The following is a 15,347-nucleotide window of genomic DNA, read 5'->3' as shown; positions in this document are numbered from 1 at the left end:
CCCCGGCCGGCCGAGCACGTCCACCCTGTTGGGGCATTACCATCCCTGGGGGCAGGCAAACGTGGGGACACCACATTGATGCCGCGGCCATTTCGACGCGGGGCCGGCGTGGCCCGGGCTTTGCCCTGGTGACGGACGCGCCAAGCTAGACGGCGCCCTCGACGAGCTGCGCGTGGGCACCCGCGACGTCGGCGCGGTCCAACTCGGCGAGATCGATGCCCTTCGTCTCGCGGGCGGCCAACGCGGCCACGGCGCTCACCGCGGCGGCCGCGGCCAGATACCAGGCGATGGGCACCGCGGACTTGTACATCTCGAGCAGGCGAACCGCGATGATCGGTGCCAGCGACCCGGCCACGATCGACGTGACCTGGTAGCCCAGCGAAATACCCGAGTAGCGCATCCGGGTCGGAAACATCTCCGCCATGATCGACGGCTGGACCGCGTACATGAGCCCATGGAACACCAGGCCGATGACGACCGCCGACATGATGATCGCGTTGTTACCGCTGTTCATCATCGGGAAGGCGAAAAATCCCCAGGTTCCGCCAGCCAGCGAACCGACGAAATAGACTGGGCGCCTGCCGAATCGGTCGCTGAGGCCCCCGAAGAATGGGATGACCGCGAAATGTACCGCGTTTGCGGCCAGCAGCCACCACAAGATGGTTTTGGTGTCCGCGTGCACGTGCACCTTGAGGTAGGTGATCGAGAAGGTGACCACCAGGTAGTACATGATGTTCTCGCCCACACGTAGCCCCATGGCGGTCAAAATGCCGCGGGGATAACGCTTTATCGCTTCGACCACGCCCACCCGGTCGTCTTTCGTGCGCTCGGCCTCTTCTTGGGCTGCCAAGAAGAGCGGGGCGTCGGATACCTTGGTTCGGATGTAGTAGCCGATCAACACCACCACCGCGGACAACCAGAAGGCTACCCGCCAGCCCCAGCTGAGGAACGCCGCGTCGGACAGGGTCGAGGTGAGCACCAGCAGTACCGCGGTGGCCAACAGGTTGCCGCCCGGTACACCGCATTGCGGCCAGCTCGCCCAGAAGCCGCGGCCGGCGTTCGGGCTGTGCTCGGCGACCAGCAGCACGGCGCCGCCCCACTCGCCGCCGACGGCGAAGCCCTGAATGAACCTCAGCACCACCAACAGTGTCGGCGCCCAGTATCCGATTTGGGCGAAGGTGGGCAGACAACCCATCAGGAATGTCGCGACGCCCACCAGCACCAGGCTCAGCTGCAGGAGTTTCTTGCGCCCGTACCGATCTCCGAGTTGGCCGAACACGACCCCGCCCAGCGGGCGCGCCGCGAAGCCCACCGCGTAGGTCACGAAGGCGGCGAAGACGGCGTCGAGGTCGGTGCCGCCCTTGGCGAAAAAGACCTTCCCGAACACCAACGTGGCCGCGGTGCCGTAGAGAAAGAATTCGTACCACTCGACGATGGTGCCGGCCATGGAGGCGGCGACCACTCGGCGAAGGTATGCGCGTCCGGATCCGTTCGGCCGCAGCGGGTTATCAGGGCTCACCGGTCGTCCTCCTTGGCGGACCGTCCACACCGTTGGAGGTGTGCGGCGGATCACAGCTTAGGCGGCAAAGTGATCGAGCGCGCGGCGCGACAACGGTGACATCGGTGCTTGTCGTTGCGGCGTCGCTCCACCGTCGGCGTTGTCGATCGGGTGTGGCGGACTCCGTCGAAGGGCGCGGCTAGCAAATGCCACGTGGCGGCGTCGCAGGCCTCGGAAGCCTCGGTTTCGACACGGTCACGGATATATACCTATTAGCTGATGGCTGGTCACATGAGTCCCGTTGATCACTATCGTCACATGAGCCAACGCGAACGTCAATGCGGCGTCTCGCTACTGGAAGGGTATGAGTTTGTCGGGGATTCTTCGGACCATGTCGCTAGCGGTGGTGCCGGTGGCCGCTATCGCCTACATCGTCGCGGCAGGACCCGCGCCGGCAGCAAATGCCACGCCCTGCGGTGCGCCCGAGGCCAATATCGACCCTCCCGCTGCGCCACCGGCGATGCCCGCCCCGCAGCCGGTCGTCCAGCCACCGACGGGGCGACGGCCGTCGCACGCCAATGACCAAGCACCGCTACCCAAACTGGGCCCACTGATCTCGTCGTTGCTCAAGCCCAACACCGGCGCGCAGCGGTACTCCGCGCCGATGGTTCCGCAGGCCGGCGTCGTGCCGCCGCCCGCGCCGAATCCCCCGGCGCCGGGCCTGCCGCAGTCGCCGAACGCCACGCCGCTGCGGCCGAATGCGGCCCCGCCGGCGGCCCAGCCCGCGCAGCAACCCGCGCCCGACGCCGCGCTCCCACCGCCGGCCCAGATCGCGGGATCGCCGACGTCGTTGGTCGACTGGGTCACCGGTCCGAACGGTCCGAACAAGACGCTGCAGCGCTTCGGCATCTCCGGGACTGACCTCGGGATCGTCTGGGACAACGGCGATCCCGCCAATCGCCAGGCTTTGATGGCTTTCGGTGACACCTTTGGTTACTGCAAGGTGCGCGGCCAGCAGTGGCGGTACAACGTGCTGTTCCGCAGCAATGACCATGACCTGTCGCAGGGCATCCACTTTGCCGACGGTGTGCCCAACAACAACTATTCGGGCTCCCCGGTGTGGACCAACGGCCTTTCCAAGCAGGTCGTCAACACCATTCACAAGGCGACCCACGAAACGGGAATCATTCCGACTTCGGCCATTTCGATTGGGCGAACGCAGTACATGAGTTATATGTCGATTCGGCGCTGGGGCCGCGACGGTGAATGGTCGACCAACTATTCCGCGATCGCCAGGTCGAACGACAACGGCACTAACTGGGGGATCTTCCCCAGCTCCATCCGCACCGCTGCGCCCGACACGGTGCCGGGGTTCGGGTTCACCCCGGGCAACGAGAACTTCCAAATGGGCGCCTTCATGAAGGGGCAGGACGGCTATCTCTACAACTTCGGCACGCCCTCGGGCCGTGGCGGCGCGGTGTTCCTGTCCCGTGTCCCGCCGAACCAACTGCCGGACCTGAGTAAGTACCAATACTGGAACGGCGACAATGGCGGACGCTGGGTGCCCGCGAACCCGGGTGCGGCGACCCCGCTGTGGCCGGGTCCGGTCGGCGAGATGTCGGCCCAGTACAACAACTACCTCAAGCAGTACTTGGTGTTGTACACCAACGGCGGTAGCAACGACGTCGTCGCCAGGACCGCGCCGACGCCGGTGGGGCCGTGGAGTGACGAGCAACCGCTGGTCTCGTCGTTCCAGATGCCCGGCGGCATCTACGCGCCGATGATCCATCCGTGGTCGTCGGGCCGAGACCTGTACTTCAACCTGTCGCTGTGGTCGGCATACGACGTGATGTTGATGCACACCGTGCTGCCCTAGCCGCAGCCCACCCTCGGATCACCCTCAGGTATCGGCCCGCCAGGCCCGGCGGATCGCCCCCCACAGCGGCCCGTCCTTGTCGGCCTTCCGCGACAGCTCCAGGGCGTCGTTGCTGACGAACAACATCTCGTCGCCGGCTTCCAGCACATCACCGGGCCGCGGAACGATCACCTCGTCGCGCCGAAGGACGGTGACCAGGACGGTGTTCTCGGGCAGCTCCAAATCGCGCATTTGCTGCCCCACCAGCGGATTGCCCTCGGGCAGCGTGAGTTTCGTCAGCGCCGCGCGCCCTTCGTGCAGAGCCATCAATCGCACCAAATGCCCGACGTCGATGGCGCCCTCGATGCCGGCGACCATCGCGTCCGGCGTCGAGACCGCCACGTCGATGCCCCAGGTCTGGGTGAACAGCCACGCGTTGCGGACGTCGTTGATGCGCGCCACCACCCGGGGCACCCCGAATTCGACCTTGGCCAGCAGTCCGACCACCAGATTGGATTTGTCGTCTCCGGTCGCGGCGATCACGACGTCGCACGTCTGCAGCCCCGCCTCCTGCAATGCGGTCAACTCGCACGCGTCGGCATTCAGCCAGTCCGCGCCGGGAACCGTGCGCGGCTCGAAATTGCTCCGTTCACGCTCGATCAACAAAATCTTGTGGCCACTGTCCAACAACTCACCCGCGACCGAACGGCCGATCTTGCCTGCCCCGGCAATCCCGATTCGCATTTTCCGCTTCGCCACCCAGTCATTTTGTCTCATCCACGTGGGCCGGGCCCGGGTCCGGCCACGGCCACGGTGAGCGAACGGCGAGGCGGTACTGATTTACTGGCAGCACGCCAACGGCGCCCTTGTCCGTAGATGAGTGGTCCGTAGATGAGTGCTGATCCGGCGACCGCTGCCGGGACATGTCCGACGGGAATGAAATGAGCTTGCAGCAGCTGTATCTGACGTTGCTGATCGGTGGCCTCGTGCTGCTGGCCAGCATCGTCGGTACCCGCGTGGCAAGCCGGGTCGGGTTCCCCAGTCTGTTGTTCTTCCTGCTCGTCGGGGTGGTGCTCGGCGAGGACGCGCTCGGCCTCCAGTTCGATGACGTGGAACTGGCCCGCAACGTCGGCACCGCGGCGCTGGCCCTCATCCTGATCGAAGGCGGGTTGACGACCCGGTTCACCGACATCCGCAAGGTGCTGGCCCCCGCGGTCGCGTTGGCCACGGTCGGCGTCGTCATCAGCGCGGTCGTGACGGCCTGTTTGACGCACCTGCTGCTGGGCGCCGACTGGCAGCTCGCCCTGTTGCTCGGAGCCATCGTCTCCTCGACCGACGCCGCCGCGGTGTTTTCCGTCCTTCGCGTGCTGCCGCTGCCCCGTCGGGTCGCGGGACTCCTCGAGGCCGAGTCCGGTTTCAACGACGCGCCGGGGGTGATCCTGGTGCTGATGTTCAGCGTCGTGCCGTTCGAGTTCGAGCCGCAGGGTGCGGTCGTCGACCTGGTCGCGGAGCTCTTTGGCGGCGCGGCGGGTGGAGTGGCCGTGGGCTACCTGGGGGCTTTCGCGCTGCGGCGCATCGCGCTACCGGCCTCGGGTCTGTACCCGATCGCGACGTTCGGCCTGGGCCTCGTTGCGTTCGCCGCCGCTGGCGAGGCCCACGCGAGCGGATTCATCGCCGCCTATCTGTCCGCGGTGGTCCTGGCCAACTCGGGGCTCCCACACCGCTCGGCAACCCGGTCGTTCGCCGAAGGGGTCGGCTGGCTGGCACAGATCGGACTGTTCGTGCTGTTGGGACTGCTGGTCAATCCCAGCGACCTGGCGGATGACGTGATCCCAGCGATCGTCGTTGGGACCGTCCTGCTGCTCGTCGCCCGTCCGCTCTCGGTCGTCACCTCGCTCGTGTGGTTTCGCATCCCCTGGCGCGAGCAGATTTTCCTGTCGTGGGCGGGTCTGCGGGGAGCGGTTCCGATCGTGCTGGCGACCTTCCCGGTCGTGGCCGGGGTGGCCGGCAGTTATCGGCTGTTGAACATCGTCTTCCTGCTCGTGGTGGTGTTCACCCTGGTGCAAGGCCCGAGCCTGCGCCCGGTGGCGCAGCGGCTGGGGCTGATCTCCCGCGAAGCCACCCGGGAAATCCAGGTCGAGGCGGCGCCACTGGACATGCTCGATGCGGAGCTGCTGACCATGACCGTGCAGGCGCCGTCGCGGCTGCACAATGTCACCATCCTCGAACTCCGGTTGCCCGACCCCGCGGTGATCACGCTGATCATTCGTGATGGCCACACCTTCGTCCCGACTCCCGATACCCGCATCGAGACCGGCGACGAATTGCTGATCGTCACCACCAGCAAGACGCGGGCCGCGGCCGAATCCAGGCTGCGTGCGGTGAGTCGGCGCGGCAAACTCGCCTACTGGTTCGACGAGTACGGCGAAGTCGAATAACGCGCGTCGCGCATCCCGGCGATACCGCCGAATCCTTGTTCGGCGCCGGCCGACGCTTCGCTCGGCAACCGACGGCCAGCCGTTCCCGCGCCCGGCCCCGCGGCGGCTGCCAGACGCACCGACAGTTAACCTTCCCGGCAGCCCCGTACGCCGACAAGTATTGAACTGCAACGAATTTGGTGGCCGCACTGCGGCAACCGGCCGGGTGGAACGCGCCCCCGCACCCATCGCGATCCGGGGCTTACCTCCGGCACTCACGGATCGTCCTGACCACGGTGGTACGCCGTTGACCGCCGCCGGCACAACGGGTTTCGTCAGCAACAGGACGCGACCGGCTGGGACAAAAGCACTATCACGTCGGAGGTTCTCTGTCGTAGCGCGTCATCAAAGCAACCTCAAATATTCCTCTGATGACTGACAGCTCACCGAGCATTTACGCCGAGATCGGCGGGTACGAGGCTATCGAGGGCGTTGTCCACGACTTCTATGAGCGCGTGCTCGCTGACGCCGATCTGTGCGACTTCTTCACCGGCACCAACATGAACCGACTCAAGGGCAAGCAGGTCGAGTTTTTCTCGGCCGCACTCGGTGGACCCGAACCCTACACCGGCGCTGCGATGAAGCAGGTGCATCAAGGGCGGGGGATCAGCGCGCACCACTTCGAGCTCGTCGCCGGGCATCTCGTCAACGCGCTCACGAACGCCGGAGTACCGCCGACCACCGTCGACCAGATCATCGCTGCCGTCGCTCCGTTAGCCGACGACATCACCTCGGGCGGTGCGCCGGCCCCGGTGGCCTAGGTGCACAACGTTGGCGCATCGCACACGTTGCCCGGGCAATACGTGGAATGCGCGGCGTTGACCATGGTGCCCACGTCCAACAACGTCACACCTCTTTTGTCCAAGTGGGCATGCACGTCGTCGGCGATCTCCTGTGGTGTCCACCCCCAGGAGAGGTCGTAGCAGATGAGGTGCGCCTCCCCGATGAGCGCCTCCTCGGTCCGCGGCGGCCAGGTCAGGCCGACGGCCCGAAGTTGGGCGAGGTAGGCGTCATCTTGGGGAGTTGCGGTCGCCGTCGCAGTGCTTCCGACGAGGGCGGCACCGACCAGCATCGGTAGGGCCAGCCAGCGGGATGAACGGTTGGGCTGCATCGGCTGCACTTCCTTCTCTGTGGGCATGACGATGCCGACAGTGTGCATCACCGGGATGGCCGACGCTCGGCGAACCGGAGACGGCCGGGCGCGGCGTGTCGACCGGGCCCCGGCGTTCCGGGGGCCGGCGACGCTGCGCGAATTCTGCGTTCTGTGGAAGTGATCGGGCGCAACGGGTTTGACGGCCGAGAGTTCATTGAGCACTGCGCACGGGCCGAGCCGACGGCCGCGCCCGACGCCGGTCACGCGGGTGAGCGGCGAACTGGCGCAGGTAGTTCAATGCGAAAGACAGCGCCTCGCGATCCGGCCAGGTCTTGCCGTACGCGCGAGTCATCAGTCCACCGCCCTCGTGAGCCGTCACCAACACATTGGCAAGGACGGTGGGACTGGCGGACTCGACCAGCAACCCGTTCTTCTTCATTCGCGTCAGACTGCGGCGGAAGAGCGCCGTCCATTGCCGGTAACCATCGGCCAACAGTTCGCGCGTCTGCTCGTCCTGCTTTCCGAGTTGGCCGGCCAGCAACCCGAACGTCGGCAGCCCTTGGCGGCGATTTTGCCGCCGAGCCGCCACCAACGTCAGCTCGACCCACTTCTCGAAGTCCTCGAAGGTGTCCAGATTGTTCAACGCGGGTTGTCGATGAAAGTCGAGCAGCACCTCGGTCTGCCGAACGATGACGGCTCGTACCAGTGCGGACTTGTCGGCAAAGTAATGCGACAACTGTGAACCGCTGACCGAGGCGGCCTGCCGCACCCGATCCTGACTGACTGCGGAAACGCCTTGGGTCACAAACAACTCCGCGGCACAGCTGATGATCCGGTCGCGTGTTGCTCGTCCGCGACGTGTCACCGGCAGTTGGGCGGAGTCCTGGACAGACATGCGAGAAGGTTACCGGCTGTTCACCGGTATGGGGCCCATGCCCCATACCGGCCTTACGCCGAGCCCGGCGCACAGGCCGGCTCCGGCAAATCCAGGTCCGCTTTGCTCAGGCGGTAGACCTTCAGGGGCAACTGGTAATACTTATCGGTCTCGCCGACCCATTCCATCCCTACTCGCCGGGCGGTGGCCACGCCGCGGTGATTTCCGGGCCGTACCACCGCGAACACCTCGCTGATACCTACATTTGTGAATGCCTGATGTGCCACTCATGACCGGCTTCCGCGCCGTAGCCGTGACCCCACCACATCGGTGCGACCTGCCAGCCGATCTCGAGATCGGTGCAGAGGGGTGGAAGCGGCAGCAGCGCAACTCCACCGATCAGGTCGCCCGACGCCCGGTCGGCGATTGCCCAGCGACCCAGGGGCAGTCTGGCCGCATCGCTCTCGGTGATCCATGTGCCAAGTAGTCGGCGCATCTGTGCTTCGTCGGTGACATGCGGCAGCGCCGGAGATAACCAGCGGGCAACCTCCGGTGCGCCGTATATCCGGGAGGCCGCGGTGTCGTCATCAAGTTGCCACGGGCGCAACAGGAGTCGGGCGGTATAGATGCGGCGTGTGTTCGGGTCCCACTCGACGTGGCGATGCTCATCCATGTCGCCTCCTGTTGACTTATGGGGCATATGACCCACTGAGCGGCTTTATTCCCGGTGGCGTCAACGATCGTTCGAGCTGGCGCGAAGGTGCCCCAGCGGCAGCTGGAGGTTGACCATCGGTGCTTGGGCGGTCAAAGTGAGTTCACCGAAGTCGTGCAGCAGCGCGGCAGTCGAGTCGCTGGTGAGCGCGGTCGCTTCCAGGTGAACCCGCAGCGACAAATCCGCGGGTAGATCGATTCCGTCGGCACGAATCACCACCCGGGGATCGCCACTGAGCGTATCCAGCCGGATCGGGTGGGTGTCCATGTCGAAAACGCGTGGGACCGATTCGGTGACATCGCGCAGCGGAATCTGGTGGCAACTGGCGATAACCAAGGTGACGTCGCCCAGCACCCTGGCTATGACCGTGATGGACACCCGGGCGGTTGAGCTCGGCTGCTCCCCAGCAGCGGCCAGCATCGCCAATGCGCGCCGCAAGACCAGCGCAGTAGTCATAATCATTCAACGACGGCCTCGGTGCATAACAGTTGTCGTTCAGACTGGGGTATATGCCCCAAATAGTAGGAGTGCGCCATTCGGACGTCAACAGCGTTGGTCGCGGCCGGTGCCAGTGAGCAATGCAGGCAACCGCGCCCGAGCCAGTCAGCGCGCGGGATCCGTTCTTGCCGTGCGGCGGCCCGCGGCGGTCGACGGTCGGGTCGCGAACGAACGGACGTAGTCGACGGCGGCATTGAGCGCGTCGCGCAGCGGATTGATGGAGTGTGTCGTCTGACTGAGCAGCGATCCGCCTTGGTGAGCGGCGACCAGCACCCGAGCAAGGTGCAGGGGGTCGGCATCGGCGCGCAAGTCCCCGCGCTTGCGCATGCGGGCCAGCGCGGTGCGGAACAGCGCAATCCACTCGTCGTAGACTGCGCTGATGTCGCCGCGGATGTCATCCTCGGGTGGGGTCAATTCGCCCACCAGAGAGCCAAATGCGCATCCGCCCATGCAATTCACGTCGATCTGCTTCTGGATGTTGAGCTCTGCCCATTTCTGCAGCGCCGTGAAACTGTCCAGCTTGGTCAGCTCGCCCGACGTGTGAAAGGTGACGACTTCATTACGTCGCCACGCGATGATGGCGCGCGTCATGGAATGCCGGTCTTTGAGGTAGTGGGTCATCTGCGACCCGCTCACGGACGCGGCCTTGCGCACGTCGCTCTCGACGGTGTTGCATAGGCCTTGCTTGTACACCAGGTCGGCGGCCGCGCCGACGATCCGTGCATAGGTGGCCCGGCCCCGGGGGGTCAGTCCGGCCGCGGCGTCATCAGTCATATCTGACCATCACAAGAGCGCTCGAAGGTGGTGTGCCGATTAGTTTAGCGGCCGCGTGTCTGGGCAGCGCACCCCACTATGGGTGATCGGCAGCGCCGGCGTGCGCCACTGGCGCCGAGACTCACCCGGGGTGAAATCGCACGGGGGTGATGACGGCTCACCCCGGCGGCCAGCAGACTGGCGTCAGTTCAACGTCGGCGTGCGTGACAAAGCGGGTGTCGTCGGGGACCTCAACTCTTCTGCCGGGCAACGGCCCGGCGGGAAGTCACCGGGAATGAGCAGCGGAAGGATCTCGACATGCACTTCGATTCCAAGAAGGTCGTCGTGGTAGGGGGCAGCGCCGGAATGGGCCGGCAGGTCGCCGCTGATGTCGTACGGCACGGCGGCAGCGCGGTGATCGTCGGCCGCTCGAAGGAGCGTGTCGACGACACCGTCACCCAACTGAACGGCGGCGGTGGTCAAGCTTGGGGAATCACCGCCGAGTTGACCGACCGCGGCGCGGTCGCCGACGTTCAGCGCATCTTGTCCGAACAGCACGCCGATGCGACACTGCTGGTCAATGCGGCCGGATTCTTTATCCCCAAGCCATTTCTCGAGTGCGATGAGCAGGTTTACGACTCCTACATGGAGCTCAACTATGCCCTGTTCTTCCTGACGCAAACCGTCGTTGGCGGCATGATCGCTAGGGCGCAGGGTGGCGCAATCGTCAATATCGGCAGCATGTGGGCTCACCAAGCGATGGGCGCGACACCATCCTCGGCCTATTCGATGCAAAAGGCCGGCCTGCACGCCCTCACCCATAACCTGGCCATCGAGCTCGCCGGTCACCAGATCCGGGTCAACGCGGTCGCCCCGGCCGTCGTGAAGACCCCGCTCTACGAGGGCTTCATACCCAAGGACCAGATCGACGCCACACTCGAAACTTTCGCGCCGATCCATCCGCTGGGACGTGTCGGCACCGCATCCGACGTCGCCAACGCCGTGACGTACTTGCTCTCCGACGAGGCAAGTTGGATCACCGGTGCGATCCTCAACGTCGACGGCGGCGTCATGGCCGGGCGCAACTAGCCCGACTCGGGAAACGTGCCGAAATGCCCAGCGCTGCAGCATCAGCAGGCGTGAACGAAGGAGAACAAGTGTCACACCAATACCGCAAGGACCCCGCCGCGGTCGAATCGCTAAGTGCCGCGCAATACCACGTCACCCAGGAGAGCGGCACCGAGCTTCCCTTCACGGGTGAATACTGCAACAACCACGAACCCGGCATCTACGTCGACATCGTTTCCGGAGAACCACTTTTCGCTTCGGTAGACAAGTTCGACAGCGGAACTGGCTGGCCCAGCTTCACCAGGCCAATCAGCGCGGATAACGTTGTCGAACGGCAAGACCGCAGCCATTTCATGGATCGGGTGGAGGTGCGTTCGGCCCACGGGGATAGCCATCTCGGGCACGTGTTCCCGGACGGCCCGACAGAGACCGGCGGGTTGCGCTACTGCATCAACTCGGCGTCGCTGCGATTCATCCACCGTGACGACCTGCAAGCCCAGGGTTATGGGCGCTATCTGCACTTGTTCGCCAAGGACGGCCAACAATCATGAAAGATGACCACAAGATCGCCATCCTCGCCGGTGGCTGCTTTTGGGGCATGGAAGAACTGTTTCGCCAGCGGCCCGGTGTCGTGTCGACCCGGGTCGGCTACACCGGCGGCAGGAACACCCATCCCACTTACCGCAATCATCCCGGACACGCCGAGGCACTTGAGATCACCTATGACCCAGGCGAGACCGATTACCGAGCGCTGCTGGAATTCTTCTTCCAGATCCACGACCCGACCACCCGACACCGTCAGGGCAATGATGTCGGAAGCAGTTACCGGTCGGCGATTTTCTATCTCGACGACGAGCAAAAGCGCATCGCGGTGGACACCATCGCCGACGTCGAGGCGTCGGGGCGATGGCCTGGCGCCGTTGTCACGGAGGTCAATCCGGCCGGCGAGTTCTGGGAGGCCGAACCTGAGCACCAGAATTACTTGCAGCGCTACCCATCCGGCTATACCTGTCACTACATTCGACCGGGATGGTCCTTGCCCGACCGCGACGGCGGAGTCGACCCGCCGGCAATTACCGCACACCATGGCACGCCCTGCCCGTAACGGCGTGGGCTCGGCCCCTCGCCAACGAACGCTGCCGAACCCATGACGCAGAATCCGAACCTGGCCGCCCTATCGGCAGCGGGGGTGTCCGTCTGGCTCGATGATCTGTCCCGCCCCTTGTTGCAATCCGGCGAGCTGCGGCGGCTGATCGACACGAGATGCGTTGTTGGCGTGACCACCAACCCGTCGACCTTCGAGCGTGCGCTCACCCAGAGCCACACCTACGACGGCCAGATCGCGAAGCTGATCGCCCGCGGCATCGATGCCGAAACCGCCGTCCGCACCGCGGTCATCGACGATGTCCAGGCGGCCTGCGATGTGTTGCGTCCGCAGTGGGAGGCCTCCGACGGCGTCGACGGAAGAGTCTCGATCGAGGTCGATCCGGAGTTGGCGCATGACACCGACGCGACGGTGACGCAGGCCACCGAGTTGGCTAAGGCTGTCGACCGGCCGAACGTGTTCATCAAGATACCGGCAACTGCGGCGGGGCTGCCCGCCATCACCGCCGCGCTGGCCAGGGGTGTCTGTGTCAACGTAACGCTGATCTTCTCGGTTGAACGTTACCGAGCTGTGGCGGACGCCTATCTGGCCGGCCTTGACGCCGCTCGGCAAACCGGTGCGGATATCTCACAGATACATTCGGTTGCATCACTTTTCGTGTCTCGGCTGGACGCCGAGGTTGACCGGCGGCTCGAGGCGATCGGCACCGGCGCGGCCCGCACGCTGCGCGGACAGGCCGGTATCGCCAACGCGCGGTTGGCCTACGAGGCCTACCGGCAAGTCTTCGAGGCAGCGCCACGATTTGCGGCACTGCGCGCTGCGGGCGCTCGTGTGCAACGCCCGCTCTGGGCCTCCACCGGTGTGAAAAATCCCCGCTACCCCGACACCATGTACGTCACCGAGTTGGTGGCTCCCAATACGGTCAACACCATTGCGCGGCCGACCCTGGAGGCGGTGGCCGACCATGCCGTCATCACCCGTGACACCGTGTCGGGGAAGGCGGCGCAGGCGCAGGAGGTTTTCGACCGACTAAGCGCGGTTGGCATCGATCTGCCCGACGCGTTCACCGTGCTCGAACACGTCGGGGTGTCCAAGTTCGCGGCTTCCTGGTCGCGGGCACTTCGACGTTGAAGCGTCGGCAGCGCTTGCACTTTCAATTATCTAGGAGATCGATCAATGGCCATCTCGGCGCCCCCGTTGCAGGAGTTGCGGGCCCGCCGCCCATTTCCGGAGCGTGCCGGCCCCACGGGCAACCTGATCTACCGTCTGATCACGACGACCGATCACAAGATGATCGGGATGATGTATATCGTCGCGTGTTTCGCGTTCTTTTTCATCGGCGGATTCATGGCGCTGCTGATACGTGCCGAGCTGGCCGCGCCCGGGCTGCAGTTCCTGTCCAACGAGCAATACAACCAGCTGTTCACCATGCACGGCACGGTCATGCTGTTGTTTTATGCGACGCCAATCGTGTTCGGGTTCGCCAACCTGGTGCTGCCCTTACAGATCGGGGCGCCCGACGTGGCCTTCCCGCGGCTCAACGCGTTCTCGTTTTGGCTTTTCATGTTCGGTGCATTGATCGCCCTAGGGGGCTTTGTCGCCCCTGGCGGACCGGCGGACTTCGGTTGGACTGCCTACACCCCGCTGTCCAATGCCGTCCATTCCCCGGGGCCCGGGGGTGACTTATGGATCCTTGGCCTCATCGTCGGTGGGCTGGGCACCATCCTGGGCGGCGTCAACATGATCACCACGGTGGTGTGCTTGCGCGCTCCCGGCATGACGATGTTTCGGATGCCGATTTTCACCTGGAACATCTTGGTCACCAGCATCATGGTGCTAGTCGCATTCCCGCTGCTGACAGCCGCCCTTTTCGGGCTAGCCGCCGACCGGCACCTGGGAGCCCACGTGTTCGACCCCGCGAACGGCGGAGTCCTATTGTGGCAGCACATGTTTTGGTTCTTTGGGCATCCCGAGGTCTACATCATCGCGCTGCCCTTCTTCGGCATCATTTCCGAAGTCGTCCCGGTGTTCTCGCGCAAACCGATGTTCGGTTACTCCACCATGGTCTACGCCACCCTCAGCATCGGTGCGTTGTCGATCGCGGTGTGGGCCCATCATCTTTATGCCACCGGTGCCGTGCTACTGCCGTTCTTTTCGTTCATGACCTACATGATCGCCGTGCCCACCGGGATCAAGTTCGTCAATTGGATCGGGACGATGTGGCGGGGGCAGTTGACGTTCGAAACGCCAATGCTTTTCGCGATGGGGTTTCTAGTGACCTTTCTGCTCGGCGGCCTGTCTGGCGTGCTGCTGGCCAGCCCGCCGGTCGACTTCCACGTCACCGACTCCTACTTCGTGGTGGCCCACTTCCACTACGTGCTGTTCGGCACCATCGTCTTCGCTACCTATGCCGGGGTGTACTTCTGGTTTCCCAAAATGACCGGGCGACTCCTTGACGAACGGCTGGGCAAGCTACATTTCTGGTTGACGTTAATCGGCTTCCACACAACGTTTCTGGTGCAACACGTGCTCGGCAACGAGGGCATGCCACGCCGCTACGCCGATTACCTGCCCACCGACGGATTCCAGGGGCTCAACATCGTCTCGACGATCGGCGCGTTCACCCTGGGGGCTTCGATGTTGCCCTTCGTGTGGAATGTCTTTCGCAGCTGGCGCTACGGCGAACCAGTCACTGTCGACGATCCGTGGGGCCACGGCAACTCCTTGGAGTGGGCCGCCAGCAGCCCACCGCCGCGGCATAACTTCACCGAGCTGCCCCGCATCCGCTCCGAGCGGCCCGCATTCGAGTTGCACTACCCGCACATGGTCATCCGGATGCGTAGCGAGGCCCATGTGCAACGAGGACGAGCGAGGAAGCGGAGGCGGCGCTGATGGGGATTTTCGAATTCGACGATGTGCAGGCCCATCTACTCGAACCAGAAGAGAGCCTGGACGCCGAACAGACGGGCATCGACCTCGACGAGGGTTACTCGCCCCCGGAACAACCGCGTGAACTGCGGGCGTGGGGCCTCACCGCACGGGAAGCGCGCACCCACGAAAGCCTGGCTCGCCGACTGGCCAGTGAGCTGCCCGAGGTGACCGATCAGACCGACGGCGATGGAATCGGTGATCGCGCCGACGGCGACGGTGAGCCGATCGACGATCAGGTCGGCGCGATGCGCGCCGGCCGGCTTGTCGCGTTCGACGTGGACGCCACGGATCCGAGCTCGGACTACCTTGCCCGCGACGTCGGCCTCGACGGTGGTGCCGCCTCGGCCGAGGAAGCCGCCATGCACATCGTCGTCGACGAAGACATCAGCGAGCAATGGGGTTTCTGACGAACCCCGACGCCAGTTCCGCCCGGGTGAATTCTGCCGAAAGCGGTGGATTCCCGAATACCGGTCAGGAGAACAG

The 15,347-nt window shown here is 64.8% G+C and carries 18 protein-coding genes; 10 read left to right on the top strand and 8 right to left on the bottom strand.

Going from position 1 to position 15,347, the window contains the following annotated elements:
• Positions 1 to 145: 145 nt before the first annotated feature.
• Positions 146 to 1,519 (bottom strand): MFS transporter, encoded by a 1,374-nt coding sequence (locus AWC25_RS02360; RefSeq protein WP_244899447.1) that lies wholly within the window; start codon positions 1,517 to 1,519, stop codon positions 146 to 148.
• 370 nt (positions 1,520 to 1,889) lie between these two features.
• On the opposite strand from AWC25_RS02360, the gene AWC25_RS02355 reads away from it, so the two are divergent.
• Positions 1,890 to 3,374, top strand: coding sequence for a glycoside hydrolase family 183 protein (locus AWC25_RS02355; RefSeq protein WP_372513575.1), 1,485 nt, complete (start codon positions 1,890 to 1,892; stop codon positions 3,372 to 3,374).
• A 24-nt stretch (positions 3,375 to 3,398) separates the two neighbouring features.
• Here the strand turns inward: AWC25_RS02355 and AWC25_RS02350 are convergent, their stop codons facing one another.
• Positions 3,399 to 4,097, bottom strand: coding sequence for a potassium channel family protein (locus tag AWC25_RS02350; protein ID WP_069398437.1), 699 nt, complete (start codon positions 4,095 to 4,097; stop codon positions 3,399 to 3,401).
• Between the two features lie 197 nt (positions 4,098 to 4,294).
• Here AWC25_RS02350 and AWC25_RS02345 point away from each other — a divergent pair, with 197 nt between their 5' ends.
• The gene (locus AWC25_RS02345; RefSeq protein ID WP_069398438.1) at positions 4,295 to 5,791 is read left to right on the top strand and encodes a potassium/proton antiporter; all 1,497 of its coding nucleotides are present in this window, start codon (positions 4,295 to 4,297) and stop codon (positions 5,789 to 5,791) included.
• Positions 5,792 to 6,201: 410 nt separating this feature from the next.
• The gene (locus AWC25_RS02340; RefSeq protein ID WP_069398439.1) at positions 6,202 to 6,591 is read left to right on the top strand and encodes a group I truncated hemoglobin; all 390 of its coding nucleotides are present in this window, start codon (positions 6,202 to 6,204) and stop codon (positions 6,589 to 6,591) included.
• Here AWC25_RS02340 and AWC25_RS02335 read toward each other — a convergent pair.
• The gene (locus AWC25_RS02335) at positions 6,588 to 6,968 is read right to left on the bottom strand and encodes a DUF732 domain-containing protein (RefSeq protein ID WP_232326873.1); all 381 of its coding nucleotides are present in this window, start codon (positions 6,966 to 6,968) and stop codon (positions 6,588 to 6,590) included. The genes AWC25_RS02340 and AWC25_RS02335 overlap by 4 nt on opposite strands.
• On the opposite strand from AWC25_RS02335, the gene AWC25_RS26765 reads away from it, so the two are divergent.
• Positions 6,967 to 7,104, top strand: a complete 138-nt coding sequence (locus AWC25_RS26765; protein WP_157118234.1) for a hypothetical protein — start codon at positions 6,967 to 6,969, stop codon at positions 7,102 to 7,104. The two genes, AWC25_RS02335 and AWC25_RS26765, sit on opposite strands and share 2 nt — an antisense overlap.
• A gap of 30 nt (positions 7,105 to 7,134) precedes the next feature.
• Here AWC25_RS26765 and AWC25_RS02330 read toward each other — a convergent pair whose 3' ends face one another.
• From AWC25_RS02330 to AWC25_RS02315, 5 genes are all read right to left on the bottom strand, one after another.
• Positions 7,135 to 7,818 (bottom strand): TetR/AcrR family transcriptional regulator, encoded by a 684-nt coding sequence (locus tag AWC25_RS02330; RefSeq protein ID WP_085166287.1) that lies wholly within the window; start codon positions 7,816 to 7,818, stop codon positions 7,135 to 7,137.
• 53 nt (positions 7,819 to 7,871) lie between these two features.
• Positions 7,872 to 8,036 (bottom strand): hypothetical protein, encoded by a 165-nt coding sequence (locus AWC25_RS27240; RefSeq protein WP_244899446.1) that lies wholly within the window; start codon positions 8,034 to 8,036, stop codon positions 7,872 to 7,874.
• 20 nt (positions 8,037 to 8,056) lie between these two features.
• Entirely contained in the window at positions 8,057 to 8,470 is a 414-nt protein-coding gene (locus AWC25_RS02325; RefSeq protein WP_244899445.1) for a GNAT family N-acetyltransferase, read from the bottom strand.
• A gap of 60 nt (positions 8,471 to 8,530) precedes the next feature.
• Complete coding sequence (locus AWC25_RS02320; protein ID WP_069398442.1) at positions 8,531 to 8,965, bottom strand: hypothetical protein; 435 nt, start codon at positions 8,963 to 8,965, stop codon at positions 8,531 to 8,533.
• A 147-nt stretch (positions 8,966 to 9,112) separates the two neighbouring features.
• Complete coding sequence (locus tag AWC25_RS02315; protein ID WP_085166286.1) at positions 9,113 to 9,781, bottom strand: TetR/AcrR family transcriptional regulator; 669 nt, start codon at positions 9,779 to 9,781, stop codon at positions 9,113 to 9,115.
• A gap of 297 nt (positions 9,782 to 10,078) precedes the next feature.
• On the opposite strand from AWC25_RS02315, the gene AWC25_RS02310 reads away from it, so the two are divergent.
• The 6 genes from AWC25_RS02310 to AWC25_RS02285 all read left to right on the top strand — a co-directional run bounded on the left by AWC25_RS02310 (position 10,079) and on the right by AWC25_RS02285 (position 15,271).
• Positions 10,079 to 10,849 (top strand): SDR family NAD(P)-dependent oxidoreductase, encoded by a 771-nt coding sequence (locus AWC25_RS02310; protein ID WP_085166285.1) that lies wholly within the window; start codon positions 10,079 to 10,081, stop codon positions 10,847 to 10,849.
• A 68-nt stretch (positions 10,850 to 10,917) separates the two neighbouring features.
• Complete coding sequence (gene msrB / locus AWC25_RS02305; protein ID WP_069398519.1) at positions 10,918 to 11,379, top strand: peptide-methionine (R)-S-oxide reductase MsrB; 462 nt, start codon at positions 10,918 to 10,920, stop codon at positions 11,377 to 11,379.
• Positions 11,376 to 11,933, top strand: a complete 558-nt coding sequence (gene msrA / locus AWC25_RS02300; protein ID WP_069398445.1) for a peptide-methionine (S)-S-oxide reductase MsrA — start codon at positions 11,376 to 11,378, stop codon at positions 11,931 to 11,933. The genes msrB and msrA overlap by 4 nt, the downstream gene beginning before the upstream one ends.
• A 42-nt stretch (positions 11,934 to 11,975) precedes the next feature.
• Complete coding sequence (gene tal, locus AWC25_RS02295; RefSeq protein ID WP_085166284.1) at positions 11,976 to 13,064, top strand: transaldolase; 1,089 nt, start codon at positions 11,976 to 11,978, stop codon at positions 13,062 to 13,064.
• Positions 13,065 to 13,109: 45 nt separating this feature from the next.
• A complete protein-coding gene (gene ctaD, locus AWC25_RS02290; RefSeq protein WP_069398447.1) occupies positions 13,110 to 14,825 on the top strand; it encodes an aa3-type cytochrome oxidase subunit I in 1,716 nt (571 codons plus the stop codon).
• A complete protein-coding gene (locus AWC25_RS02285) occupies positions 14,825 to 15,271 on the top strand; it encodes a DUF5709 domain-containing protein (protein ID WP_069398448.1) in 447 nt (148 codons plus the stop codon). The genes ctaD and AWC25_RS02285 overlap by 1 nt, the downstream gene beginning before the upstream one ends.
• The last annotated feature ends 76 nt before the right edge of the window (positions 15,272 to 15,347 follow it).

It is taken from the genome of Mycobacterium sherrisii, from assembly GCF_002102355.1.
Lineage (GTDB): Bacteria > Actinomycetota > Actinomycetes > Mycobacteriales > Mycobacteriaceae > Mycobacterium > Mycobacterium sherrisii.
The sequence above is the reverse complement of the archived record's forward strand: the minus strand, read 5'-3'. Positions and strand labels throughout refer to the sequence as shown.